At 54.4% G+C, this 13,912-nt stretch carries 5 protein-coding genes; 2 read left to right on the top strand and 3 right to left on the bottom strand.

The features are described from left to right. Nucleotides 1-213 precede the first annotated feature (213 nt). Nucleotides 214-5,064 carry a translocation/assembly module TamB domain-containing protein gene (locus K2I50_RS09870; protein WP_301026163.1) on the top strand — a complete coding sequence of 1,617 codons (4,851 nt, stop codon included), beginning with the start codon at nucleotides 214-216 and terminating at the stop codon, nucleotides 5,062-5,064. Further along, complete coding sequence (gene tamL, locus K2I50_RS09865; RefSeq protein WP_301026161.1) at nucleotides 5,042-7,372, top strand: translocation and assembly module lipoprotein TamL; 2,331 nt, start codon at nucleotides 5,042-5,044, stop codon at nucleotides 7,370-7,372. Before K2I50_RS09870 ends, tamL begins: the two co-directional genes overlap by 23 nt. 102 nt (nucleotides 7,373-7,474) lie before the next feature. Here the strand turns inward: tamL and K2I50_RS09860 are convergent, their stop codons facing one another. From K2I50_RS09860 to phoB, 3 genes are all read right to left on the bottom strand, one after another. Continuing rightward, nucleotides 7,475-10,117: a Kelch repeat-containing protein gene (locus K2I50_RS09860; protein WP_301026159.1), complete on the bottom strand. Its 2,643-nt coding sequence runs from the start codon at nucleotides 10,115-10,117 to the stop codon at nucleotides 7,475-7,477. A gap of 1,231 nt (nucleotides 10,118-11,348) precedes the next feature. Further along, nucleotides 11,349-12,842 (bottom strand): sensor histidine kinase, encoded by a 1,494-nt coding sequence (locus tag K2I50_RS09855; RefSeq protein ID WP_301026158.1) that lies wholly within the window; start codon nucleotides 12,840-12,842, stop codon nucleotides 11,349-11,351. 43 nt (nucleotides 12,843-12,885) lie between these two features. Next, nucleotides 12,886-13,596 (bottom strand): two-component system response regulator PhoB, encoded by a 711-nt coding sequence (gene phoB, locus K2I50_RS09850; protein ID WP_301026156.1) that lies wholly within the window; start codon nucleotides 13,594-13,596, stop codon nucleotides 12,886-12,888. Between the last annotated feature and the right edge of the window lie 316 nt (nucleotides 13,597-13,912).

Below are 13,912 nucleotides of genomic sequence, written 5' to 3'. Positions count from 1 at the left end.
GCTCCATCATCACAAGACAAAAATCACTCAGAGATATGCGACCCCAGCGTTAACAAATATTGGGGAACGGGGTCTAAGAGGTAAATACATGTTTTTACTTCCGGTTAATGCATGTTGTAGGAGGTAGAGGCAGCTAATGTCCCGGGTGAGTTTTTTGCAGGGTAAAACATTTAGTGTAATTTTATGTTTTAAATAGCAAAAGACTATTTATTTGTGGGACATCATTGGATAAAAAATACGGTGCTGCGTCGTGTTCTCAAGACGCTTATGTGGGTGGTGGTCGTCGTACTGGCGTTACCGCTGCTGCTGTATGTGCCTTTTATTCAGGATGCCGTGTTCCCGTTTGCGCTACGCAAGGTATCCGGTATGACAGGCATGGAGATTACAGCCGACAGGCTGCGGCTTCAGTGGCCGCTGAGGGTCACAGCCTCGGGAGTGATGATTGTGGCGTCGCCCGGCGATACCATGGTCGTGGCCCGCGATGCCCGCATGGAGGTAGAGCCTCTCCCGCTGCTTGGACTTGACATAAGGGCCGAGGGCGACCTCGACGGCATACGCTACCGTCTCGGCACTCCCGACTCCGCCATGTATCTCCAGGCTGTAGTCGACCGTTTCCGGCTACTCCCCTCGGGCTACAACCTTCGCAACGGACATATCTCCATCAGCCGCGCCGAGCTCGACGGAGCCGACGTGCTGCTCCTGTTCAACAGTCCTGACACCACGGCCACTCCCCCCGACACCGCAGCCGCCACAGCGCTGACCATCGACGCCTCACTGCTGTCGCTGCGCAATGTGCGCTACCGTATGGCGATGCTCCCCGTAATCGACAGTCTCGATGTGACGGTGCCTGTGGCCACACTGGCCGACGGACATCTTGACATGCTCTCCCGCACCATCAATGCCCGCTCGCTGAGCATCGACTCCGTGAGCGCCACATATCTCACGCCGTCGGCTGAATACATTGCAGCCCATCCCGCCGACTCTACCATCGTCGACTCCGATTCCGCCTCCGCGTCCGACTCTCTGATGTGGACCATCACCGGCGACTCCCTGCGCCTCACCGCGCACGACGCTCTCTACGCCATGCGTGGCGCCGTGCCCGCTCCCGGACTCGACATGAACTATATCGCCGTATCCGACGTAGATCTGCGCGTCGATTCGCTCTACAACCGTGGAGCAGCCATTACGGTGCCCCTGCGACGCCTAAGCGCCACCGAGCGCTGCGGGCTGAAGCTCGATGCCTCGGGCACATTCGCCATGGACTCGACCGCCATGCGTGCCTCGGGATTCTCTCTGTCGACTATCTACTCTTCGCTCGGTTTCGACGCCATGATGGGGATGGGTGACCTTGCTTCTGACCCATCGTTGCCGCTCAGTCTGCGCGCTAAAGCAGCCATCGGACTGCCTGACCTCGCGATGGCTTTCCCCGTCATGCGCGCTATGCTCGACGCGCTGCCGCAGTCGCGCGACATAGAGCTTGAGGCCGACATGGACGGTACTGTTGGACGCCTCTCGGTCGACCGTCTGTCAGCCGCCATGCGCGACTATTTCATCGTAGAGGCTTCGGGCCATGTGGCCGACGCCATGAATCCCGACAACCTCTCGGGCCATGTCGACATCGACGGCTCGCTACCCAACGTGCAGTTTGCCCGCAACATAGCCCTTACCCCGGCCCTGGCCAAGGAGGTAAACATACCGCCGCTGAGTCTCGACGGCTCTGTCGACATGAAGCGCGGGGTAATCAGCGGCGACCTGGCGGCTACGGTCGACCGCACAGGCGACATGCTGCTCAAAGCCATGTGGAACGGACGAGCCACCGACTACGATGTGGCTCTGTCGCTCGACCGCTTCCCTGTAGCCTCGATAATGCCGTCGCTCGGCATAGGCGACGTCACCGCGTCGCTGTCGGCCGAAGGCCACGGACTTGACATCACCTCAACACGCACACGCCTGAAGGCCGACGCCGATGTGACCTCAGTCGTGTTCAACAAGAAGACATATACCGACCTAAAGGCATGGGCTTCGCTCGCCGACGGTGAGGTGAAGGGCGGTCTGCTGTCGCTCAACCACGACGCCGCCTTCGATCTCGACCTCTCTGGCACAGTGGCCGGCGGTGTGTACGATGTGGACTTCGAGGGCGACGTACACAATCTCGACCTCAAGGCTCTTGGGATGACCCCCGACGAGTGTCGCGGCACATTCGGCCTCGACGGCACCGCCCGAATAGTGCCTGACAGCGCCATATACGATGCCACAATGAGTGTGAGCGGTCTGTCATGGACAATGCCGGGCCTCGACCTGTACACTCCCGCCATCGACCTATTGCTCAAAGCTGACGACTCGACTACGGTGATGTCGCTCACCAACATGGATCTAAAGGCCGATGTCGCCGCACGCTGCGCACTCGACTCGCTCATAGCACGCCTGTCGGACGCCGCCACTCTCGCATCGTCGATGATGACATCGCGCCGCATCGCTGTCGATACGCTCCAGAGGGCGCTCCCGCCGTTCAGACTCGATGTCAGCGCAGGAGCCGGTGAGAATCTGCTGACAAACGTACTCAAATCATCCGACACCGATATCCGCAATCTGTCGCTCGCCATGGCCAACGACTCGATAATCACCCTCAGCGCCGCTGCCACGGGAATATCGGCCGGAAGCACACGTATCGACACGGTATCGTTGAGCGCAATGCAGCACGGCGAGTTTCTCATATACCGCGCGGCCATGAACAACCGTCCCGGCACGTTTGACGACTTCGCCCATGTCGACCTCTCGGGCTATATCGGCTACAACGGCCTGTCGGCTTTCTTCGACCAGAAGAATATACAGGGTAAGACAGGATTCAAGCTCGGAGCCACAGTCTCACAGACCGACACTACCATGACCCTGCGCCTCACACCGCTCAACCCGGTAATCGGCTACAAGGACTGGACTCTCAATAACGACAACTTCATTACATTCAACTTCCCGCAGAAGCATCTCGACGCCGACCTCCGTCTATCCGGAGCCTCAGGCAGCCACCTCAATATATTCACCCGCCACGACTCCCTCGCCTCGGGTCATGAGCAGGAGAAGGTGATACTCAGCGCCTCAGGCATAGAGCTTGCCGACTGGCTGTCGCTCTCACCGTTCGCCCCGCCGGTAAAAGGTGTGGCCGGAGCCGACATCGCCATCGACTGGGACGCCGCATCGCGCTCACTCACAGGGCAGGGCAATGTGTCGCTCGACTCGCTTTCCTATGGCGGAGAGCCTGTGGGCTCATTCCTCTTCGATGTCGGAGTCACCACCAATACCGCAGGCGTAATCCATGCCTCCACGTCGCTGATGATTGACAGCGTGAAGGTAATCACTGCGGTAGGCGCCCTCAATGACAGCACACGCCTCAACCCCTTCGACCTCGACTTCTCGATGATACATCTGCCTCTGCGCATAGTCAATCCATTCCTCCCGCCCGACATGGCCTCGATAAGAGGCACTCTCAACGGCACGATGAGTATTACCGGCACACTTACTGAGCCGGTGTTTGACGGATACCTCGACTTTGACTCCACCGCCGTGATGGTCGACATGATAGGCACCGAGTTTACATTCTCCGAGGAGAAGATACCCGTCGACAGCAATGTGGTGAGATTTGACCATTACGCCATAAAGGGGAAGAACGACAATCCGCTCTACGTCGACGGCACCGTCGACATGCGCTCGCTCACCTCTCCTGCAATAGACCTGACGCTCAACGCACGCAACATGCAGGCCATAGCCTCGCAGCGCTCCTCGGGCAGCGACGTATACGGCAAGGCGTTTGTCGATGTCGACGCCCGCGTGAGGGGCAATCTCGACATAATGCGCGTCAACACCACGCTAACTCTCCTGCCCGGCAGCAATGTGACCTACGTGATGGGCATTGCCGGCAACGACATGTCGGCCCTCGGTCCCACCGACGACGATATGGTGAGATTTGTGCAGTTCAGCGACACAGCCGCCGTGGCCATGGCCGATACCATCGCCAACACAGGCATGTCAATGCTGCTCGAGGCGAAGCTCGTGATTGACGACGGCACAACCATAGGTGTCGACATATCGCCCGACGGTGCCAACCGCGCCCAGATACAAGGCTCGGGTACGCTCAACTTCAACATGAACCCATTCAGCGACATGCGTCTATCCGGACGGTATACCATCGAGAAGGGATTTGTGAGATACACTCCTCCGCTGATGACCGAGAAACTGTTTGACTTCCGCAGCGGCAGCTATGTGGCCTTCAACGGCGACATGATGAATCCCATACTCAATATCCATGCCGACGATGTGGTGAAAGCCAACGTGACTGAGGAGGGACAGAACTCCCGTCTGGTCAACTTCATAGTGTCGCTCGGTGTCACCGGCACCCTCGAGGACATGGACGTGGCGTTTGACCTGTCGACCGACGACGATATCACCATATCCAACGAGCTACAGTCGATGAGCCAGAGCCAGCGTGCCAACCAGGCAATGAACATGCTCCTGTACAATGTGTACACCGGTCCTGGCACAAAGGCCAACTCCAACCTCGGAGGCAACCCGCTCTTCTCATTCCTGACGGCAAGGCTCAACACATGGGCGGCCAATACAATCCACGGCGTCGACATATCATTCGGCATCGACCAGTATGACCGCACTCTCGACGGAGCCACATCGACCACCACAAGCTACAGCTACAAGGTGAGCAAGACGCTATTCAACGACAGAGTCAAGATAGTGGTAGGCGGCAACTACTCCACCGACGCCGACACCGACGAGAACTTCTCGCAGAATCTCATCAACGACATATCCTTCGAGTATATGCTCAACCGTACCGGCACGATGTATCTGCGACTGTTCCGCCACGTAGGATACGAGGATATACTCGAGGGCGAGGTGACACAGACCGGCGTGGGCTTCGTGTACAAGCGCAAGCTGCGCTCACTGCGCGACCTCTTCCCATTCCGCCGTAGCAAGCCCGACCCTCAGCCCGCCGACACTCCCGCCATCACAACACAACCCACAGCAACACCCTCAACCGATGACCAGAAGAAACAACAATAACCACGCTATATCCCTCGCATGCCGGTGGCGCATGCCGGTGGTCATGCTCGTATTGGCTGTAGCCGCGGCGCTGTCGTCATGTTCCACCACACGGCGCCTGCCAAAGGGGGAGACCCTGTACACCGGAGTCAAGAAGGTGGAAATATCGGCTCCCGACGGCGCGAAGGTGCCCGGCGGAGTGGCCGACAAGGTAAAGACTGCCGTTGACGTGAAGCCCAACCAGTTTAAGGTAATGGGATTTCCGGTGCCCATCCCCGTGGGGCTGTGGGTTTACAACAACTGGAATCCCGACAGCCACGGACTGAAGGGGTGGATGTACCGCAAGCTCGTGCAGGAGCCCGTGACGGTGAGCGACGTGCGCCCAAATCTGCGCACCACCATGATCGAATCGGTGCTCGACAACTCTGGATATTTCCAGGGCACCGCCTCCTACGAGCTTATCCCCTCCAAGCGCAACAGCCGCAAGGCCAAGATACTCTACAACGTAAATACCGGCCCCGCATATCTGCTCGACACCATCGAACTGCTCCCCGACTCTACGCTACTGTGCCACAAAATCGACTCCCTGGCACGCCGCAGCACATACATGGTGGCCGGACAGCGCTATTCGACCGACTCACTATCGGCCGAACGCATACGAATAGCCAATGCCCTGCGCAATTCGGGGTACTATTTCTTCCGGCCCGAATACATAGAGTATCTCGCCGACAGTACCATAGAGGCGCAGCGTATTGCCCTGCGTATGACTATCGCGCGCAATGTTCCGAAATTCGCCCTCAAGCGTTTCACTACCGGCAATGTCACGGTCTACGTCAACCGCAACGAAGGGGGAGGCACGCCCGACACCATACCCACACGCCGAGCCACGATAATACAGATGATGCCCTCCAAGCTGCGCCATGCCCTCATACCGGAGTGTGTCACATTCCGAAAAGGGCGCACATTCTCCGTGCGCGACATGAACAGCACGCAGACCTATCTGTCGCGCCTGGGCATATTCAACAGTATAAACATAGAGGCATTTCCCGACACCACAGCCGCCGAGCCTACGCTCGATGTGGCAATCGACTGTACGTTTGACGCTCCACTCGAAGCCAGCATAGAAGCTAATGTCTCCTCCAAGTCGAACAGCTATATCGGCCCGGGAGCCACATTCTCTGTCACCAACCGCAATCTGTGGGGCGGCGGCGAACAGCTCAGAGTGGGCCTCACCGGCAGCTACGAGTGGCAGACAGGCCACGACCGCAGTTCGATGTTCAACAGCTACGAGATAGGTATCAACACCTCGCTGGCCATACCGCGCCTGCTCATGCCGCACTTCGTAAGACTGTCGCGCAAGAATATCAACTGGACACGGTTTCAACTCAACGCCGACCTGCTCAACCGTCCGCACTACTTCAACATGGCTCAGTTTACAGCCTCGATGACCTACGACTGGCAGACCCGCAAGTACTTCTCCTACTCGTTTACCCCGCTCAAACTTACTTATGTCAAGCTGATGCATACCACCTCGGTGTTCGACTCCATAATGGCGCGCAACCGTGCCGTGGCTCTGAGCTTCCGCGACCAGTTCATCCCCCAGATGCTATGGAGCATGAACTACGAGCATCCCATGGACCGCGACAATGTGATAAGCGTCAACACCACATTCCAGGAGGCCGGCAATATCTCCTGGCTACTGTGGCGTGCGGCGGGCGTAAAAGGCGAGAAGAAACTTTTCGGTATGCCTTTCTCCCAGTTTGTGAAAGGTACCGCCCAGGTGGTATACAGCCGACGCATCGGCACCGGCGACAGCTGGCTCGTGTCGCGTTTCCTTGTGGGGGCCGCCCACGCCTATGGCAACGGCAAGGAGGTGCCCTACAGCGAGCAGTTCTATGTAGGCGGCGCCAACTCCATACGTGCGTTTACCGTACGCAGCATAGGCCCCGGCTCATACCATCCCGAGGAGGGTTCGGTCAACTCCAACTTCGACCAGACCGGTACCTTCAAGCTGGAGTTCAATGTCGAATACCGCTTCCCGATTTATGGTCCGCTCCATGGAGCCCTGTTTGTCGACGCCGGCAATGTGTGGCTGCTCAAGGACGACCCTCAGCGCCCCGGCGGAAAACTCGAGGCATCGACATTCTGGAAGGAGGTGGCATTAGGCACCGGTGTCGGGCTGCGGTTTGATATCGGCATGATGGTAATACGAGGCGACCTCGGCATCGGCATACATGCTCCTTACTATACCGGCTATGGCGGATATTACAATATGAAGAGCTTCGGCAACAGTCTTGCCTTCCACCTTGCCATCGGATATCCGTTCTGATTGCGCGCTCGATGTATGGAGCCGACTTACTTATAAATCCCTTACTATACGAGAGGAGGGTGCCGCACATGGCACCCTCCTCTCGTATAATAAGGGTGAGAATCAGTCGATGAGGCTTTGGAATGAAGTGGCGAAATCGTCGCCCATCACCAGGCGGTACTCCTTGCAGAAATTGTTGTAAAGCGCCTTGGCCAGACCCGTCATATGGCGGCGGTGGAGTATGCTGCACTGTACACGCAGAGCTTCCTCTGAGAGAGTGTCGTGTCTCATAATAGTCTGTGCGATACGGTAGGCCGTATCCGAATCGTCGGCATTACCTGCCTTATCGGCAAGCAGCTGGTTGAGGCATACCAGACAGCGGTGGGAGTAGTCGCCCTTGTACTGGTCGAGCCATTCATACACAGTGTTGGGTAGCAGCGGGCCGTACAAAAGCAGTTCGAGTGTGCGCTCGATGGTCTCTTCATCTCCGCCCGGCTGGTCGAGCTGCTGCATGCGCTCGATTGCCTCGTAATAGTCGATAAACACATCGCCGGCATCGAGCTTGAAGTAGCCGTTGTCGAATGTGATGGTGATGTCGCCGACTTTCTCAAGGAGCAGTCGCAGGCGTCGCATGTACACATTGCGGTTGTTGCGCGCCGACACTTCGTCTTTGTCGCCCCATATCGTTTCGTCGATAAGGTGCATCGGCACACCGTTTTTGCTCTTCTTGTTGACAAGCAGCAGAAGCAGGAGCAGTTTTTTTGTGCGCGAGGAGAATGAGGTGGTTATGTTTTTGCCCTCGCGGTCGGTGACATTGAAGTTGCCAAGCAGCGATATGGTATTCTTCGAGCGGTCGTAGTAGGCCGGTATGTCGGCCTTTGTCGTCAGCTCCGACAGAGCCTCCTCGTCGTAGGCCTCGGCATCGGTGGTGTCGGCGATAGGCTCGGTTATTGTGTCGACCGGGTCGGTATTAGAGGGCTGTAGTGGCTCTGTTGTGGAGTCTGGTACGGTGACGTCGCAAACGTTTGGTTCGGGTTCACCGGCATCGGGCTGCGCAGCCCGATTATGTTGTGTGGCGGCGCCACACAACATATAATCATCCATAGATGTATGAGTCTCTGTCGGCCGTTTGCGGCGACGGCGCAATGCAACTGCGGCACCACCACCGGCGCCAAGAATGGCTATGCCGCCGATAATCCACCACAGCCACGTACGGGAGCCTGCGCGGGTGTCGAAGTGCTGTCCGGTGTTGTTGTCGAGAGCGAGCGGGCCCTCTACGGCGTATACATTCAGGTCGTGGGTCTTGTCGGTGAGCAGGCGGTCGACAAGCAGATAGTATGTGCGCGATTCCGGCGCGTAGAAGAAATCGTAGACACAGTCGCGGTAGCCCATGTCGAGATGCAGCGGCTTCACGACTGTGCTGTAGGCCGGACGGTCGAGATATATGCGCGCCACACTGCGCCCGAACTGGGTTGTGGCCACAAGAAAGCTCCTTGTCTCCTCGTCGTAGTACATTGTCGAGGCGTTGAGGAAGATGCTGCTCACGGTGTCCATCTCCCACACCTTGCGCCCCTGCATGGTTGCGAGGTCGTACTCGTAGAGGTCGTAGTAATAGCGGGTGGGGAGCTCCTGGCGGCCGGTCTCATTGCCTTTACCGCCGAATATGTAGAGTTTGTCGCCTACGATGGCCGATGCTGCACCGTTGCGTGGTGCAGGACGCGGACGCAGCTGTATCTGCTCCATCGTGTTGCTGTTGAGGTCCAGGCGGTACATATCGTTGGAGAATCGGAAGAATCCGTATCCGCCAAATGAGTAGTAGACCGAATCGCCCTGTAGGGCCCAGGAATGGTTGGCATGTACAGGCTCAAGTTCGGAGTGCGATTCCGGATTGGACCACATGGCTGTCGAGAAATCGAACGTGGTGATTGTGCCGCGGTTGAGGTCAAACGACACCAACTCGCCTGTCGATGGACGGTAGACGAGATTGTTTGACATGGTCATCTCGCGGTAGCCGCCTTTTACGGGGATTGTGCGCGAGGTGCTGTCAGACAGATTCACGATGTTAACCACACTGTCGCTGACGATGAATAGCGATGCTGTGAGCGGATCGAATGCTGTCTGTATCTTGTCGGGAGTCTTCAAGGAGTAGACACGGCGCGTTATCTTGTGGTCGTCGAGCATCCAGTGGGGATTGTCGGCCTTTGCCGGTATCCGGCTTATCTGGTCGTAGCAGATTTTGTCGTCGTGGTGGGAAAGCTCCCAGTGATAGCGCAGGCGGTCGCCGTCGTGAATCCTGATGTTGGCTACATTGATTGGCGGAGTCTCGTATTCCACCCGGGCGCCGAATGTGATTGTCACCTCGCTGAGAGTCTTCATGTCGAGCTTTGCCGCTACGGTGTCGGTGGAATAGATAAGGCGCAACAGGCCGTCTTTTTTGTCGATAAGAAGTTGTGCCTCAACCGGCGATGTGCTTACCGGGTTGACACATGGAAATATCCTGTCATTTACAACAAGGGTAGGGTAGAAGAGACTCCCTTCGGGCGAGTAGACCACCGATATGTCGGTGCCGTCATTTCCTGTAAGGCCTACCACACATCCGAACATCGACATCTCGGGGCGTGTCTCAATCTCAAACGAGAGTGTGAATCGCTGGTATACCGGCAGCGGTTTGCCGTTGTTAAGAGTCAATGATGTACGCTCAGCGACGGGAGAGTCGTTGGAGTTGAACTTCAGGCCGTAGTTCATAGCGTTTACGGCAGTGCCCATAATGAGCATTATTATCAGACTTAGCAATTTTGTCAGTTTATGCCACATCAATCATAACGGTTTCTTATTGCACATATGCGGGGCATGAAGTGGATTCAGAGGCCTGTTCATGGTTGATACCGATATCATCGATGACGCACAGCATCGCTAATGTACATATCGGCATCATATTTCTATGGTATTCTGTTTCGAAACAAAATGTTAATGATACAAAATTAATAAATTGACTTCATTCAAAGAAATAAATAATCGCTAAATTTTGGGCCATACTTTAGCTATATGTGGAAACTCACGATTCTTTCAATTACATTTAAAATTAATTTGTAATTAAAACTTGAAATTGTGTTTTAAAACATAAAATGATAAAGGTGTTGAAATACAGGCGCTTATGGCTGTGGCGCGGATGTCGGGAGGCGTTGTAGCTGTTTTTTATTGTGGAGTTAGCGATATGTAACCGGAGTGTTAAGCGGGTGGGCTTAACTTTGCGACAGAGAAAAGAAAAATAAGTATTCATCAACCACTCACATCAATTATAACTGCTTATTTATTCACTTATGCGGAGCTTGATGTCGCGATGACAGTAGGTTCTGGTCGGGAGACTCTCAGAGGGTCTTCAGACATTGATAAGGTATGACAGACATTCCAATAATCATGCCGCCGCACTCTTCGGGAGGAGCATGCGTGTCGGATAGGGTTAAAAGATTGGTTTTTGGTTAATTTTCTAAGGTATGAGAAGTAATCGGCGTCGTATGGGCATTAGCCATCCATACGGCGCCGGTTTCTGTCAATCCTATTTCGGTATAACTGAACGTAAGCCGTAAGTCCGTATCTTGCGCATTGTACAGGTGTATATATACAAGAAAGCCACCTTGTGGTGAGGTGGCTCAATCTTGCTCTAATGTATCTATTATTTGGATGGCAGTGGGAGGTGGGGGTCGTCTCGACTTGTCCGCTATATTTCCCTAACCTATGCCCGGATTCGGGTGCCTCGCTTTCAGGAAAGGCGTCTTACAAGGCCTGCTATCATAATTCAAAAATTACTATTTCTTTGCAAGCTATGCTTATTTTGGCATAATATCTTTTTTCAGTCAGTTTGACATCTTTATGTCGTCTGACGATGGAGCAAAGGTAATATATCGATGTGACAAACCGATTACACCGGGGTGTCAATGCTGATAAAATTGCAAAAAGACGTTTATTTATTTGTTTTTGCCCGATTTGACATCCTTATTTATGCCCCGGGCGATGCCTCCTGTTGGGCTTTCATGAGGGTAAATACGAATTCCAGGCCATGAGGCTGTCGGTTGCGGGCGAATATCGTGCCTCCGAATACCGTTACTGTATTTTTTACGATAGGGAGTCCGAGGCCTGTGCCTCCGACTTTTCGTGAACGTCCCTTGTCGATACGGTAGAACCGGTCGAAGAGGTGGCTCAGATGCTGCTCGCCTACGCCCACACCGTCGTCGGCGAATGCAAAAGTATATTCCCTGGAGTTCTGGCTGAGAAGTCTGACACCGCAATTCTCGCCACGGGAATGGAAGTCGGCGTTGCGTATGAGATTCATCATCATTCCGTAGAGGAGATTGTAGTTGCCTGTCACTATGCAGCCGTCGGGTATATCGTAGGAGAAATGGATGTTGTTGGTCATGTTGATTGACTCCAGCTCGGTACTGATATTGAACAGCAGGTCGTTGAGGTCGACGGCTTCGTTGGATATCGAGTTGGCACCCTCCTCCAGGCGGGTTATTGACGAGAGGTCGTTGAGCAGGTTGCACAGTCGGTCCATGGCGTTGCGGGCGTTTTCGATGAATTTCTGTTTCATCTCCGGCGCCATTTCCGGATGTGTGGCTATGGTGTCGAGATATCCGCGTATTACTCCGACCGGAGTCTTCAGCTCATGGTTGATATTGTTGGAGAGCTCGCGGGTCATGTGTATCTTGTCCTCGGTGGCCTTTATGGCTATGGAGTGTTCGCGTTCCGACCGGTTGATTGCGGCATCCTTCTCGGTATACAGTTTGTATATCTGTCGTGAGATGTCGCCGAGTTCGTTGTGGGGGAAGTTGTCGATACGAGGCAACGGTTCCCCGGCGGCTGCTTTGGTGGCGAAGTCGTGGAGTATGATTACGTTGCGGCTGAGTATGCGCGTAGTGAAATAGGCGAAAATGGTGGTGCCTATTGCCATGAGGAGTATCAGCACCCACATGCTTTTGTCGACCGACAGTTCGCGCGACAGGGCACTTGTATATGGCATGGCCGTGTGTACGTAAATCTTACCGTCGGCCGATGTGCGCACTCCGAAGTAGTAGTAGGCCTGTGTCGGGTCTACGTCGCTTCGGCGCAGCGAGGTGCCGTGGCCGGTCTCGTTGGCCGCGATGAGTTCTGGCGGTGTCTTACCGTTGACCGACGAGGGTATGGGTGTGCCGGTGCAGTACAGCAGATTGCCATGTATGTCGTAGACTGAGATGCGGATACCGTTGAGCGCGGAGTTTTCGTAATATTTTGCCGCAAACTGTATTACTGGCGTCAGGTCGAGATCCTGCTCGTAGGCTGCGATTATGCGCGAGTTGAGCAGTCGTATCTCGTCGTTGACAATCTCCTCGCGCAGATTCGACTCGTTCTTATACTGGTATATGGCCACTGCGACGATTACAAGCCAAAGCATGCCGACGAGCGGCAGAAACAGACGCCAGCCATAGTTGAGCTTGTGTTTTTTTATCAGTGACATGTGTATGTAGGTCGGTGAGGTATCTGCGGGATATTCAGGCTAATCAGATTGTCTCTTTGAAGCCGTATCCGAATCCCAGGCGTGTTATTATATAGTTGCCATAGGGATCTATCTTCTTGCGCAGGCGTGTTATGTTGGTGTCTATAGTGCGGTTGCTCACTACCACATCGTCGGGCCATACCTCGCGTATTATCTCCTCGCGTGAGTATATTCTGTTGCGGTGGGTGAGGAAGAAGAGCAATATCTCAAATTCGGTCTTTGTGAGCGCCACGGGCTGTCCGTCGAGGTAACATGCTTTTTCGTTGCGGTCGATGCGTAGAGTCTTGAAGACGATATCGGGCTCGGTAAGGGCCTGGGATATATTGTAGGCATACTGCTGTGATGCCTGCGAGCGGCGTAATACGGCACGCACTCTGGCAAGCACTTCGCTGATTACGAAAGGCTTGGTGATATAGTCATCGCCTCCGATATTGAGGCCCATTACGGTGTCGTCCTCTCCGTCGAGGGCCGAACAGAAGATAATTGGGGTGTTCTCGGTCTTGATATTGTTGCGCAACTGCTTGGCGAAGTCGAAGCCCGATATCTGATCCATCATTATGTCAAGGATAAACAGGGCGTAGCTTGACAGGTCAAGATTCATGGCTTCTTCGGCCGACAAAGCGTAGTCGGCTTCGTAACCTTCAAGCTCAAGGTTGTATTTCAGGATTTCGCAGATGGGCTCTTCATCGTCGACGATAAGAATCTTTATTGTCATGAGAGTGTCTGGTTTCGATTTTGTTTTTACAAAGGTAATGAATTAAAATTGTTGCAAGTGCTAAAGAATGTTAAATCGGATTGTGTGGTGAACTATTCACTATGCCCTGTGTTTTGTAGGTATAATTACTATATTTGCACTGTGTTTTTCATGGTATTAGATTTAAGGTTAATAACAAAGGGCGAGTCGCGATGACTGGCCCTTTGTTATTTTTCTTGATTTCCACAGATATGTTATTACAATGATTCGGTAAAAATCGCGGAAGTAATTGAAAATTAAGCGGATGGAATAATGTTATAGATACAAATGAATCGCC

This window comes from Muribaculum sp. (assembly GCF_029051885.1).
Taxonomy (GTDB): domain Bacteria; phylum Bacteroidota; class Bacteroidia; order Bacteroidales; family Muribaculaceae; genus Muribaculum.
Note: the sequence above shows the minus strand (reverse complement) of the source record. Positions and strands in the feature narration are given on the sequence as shown.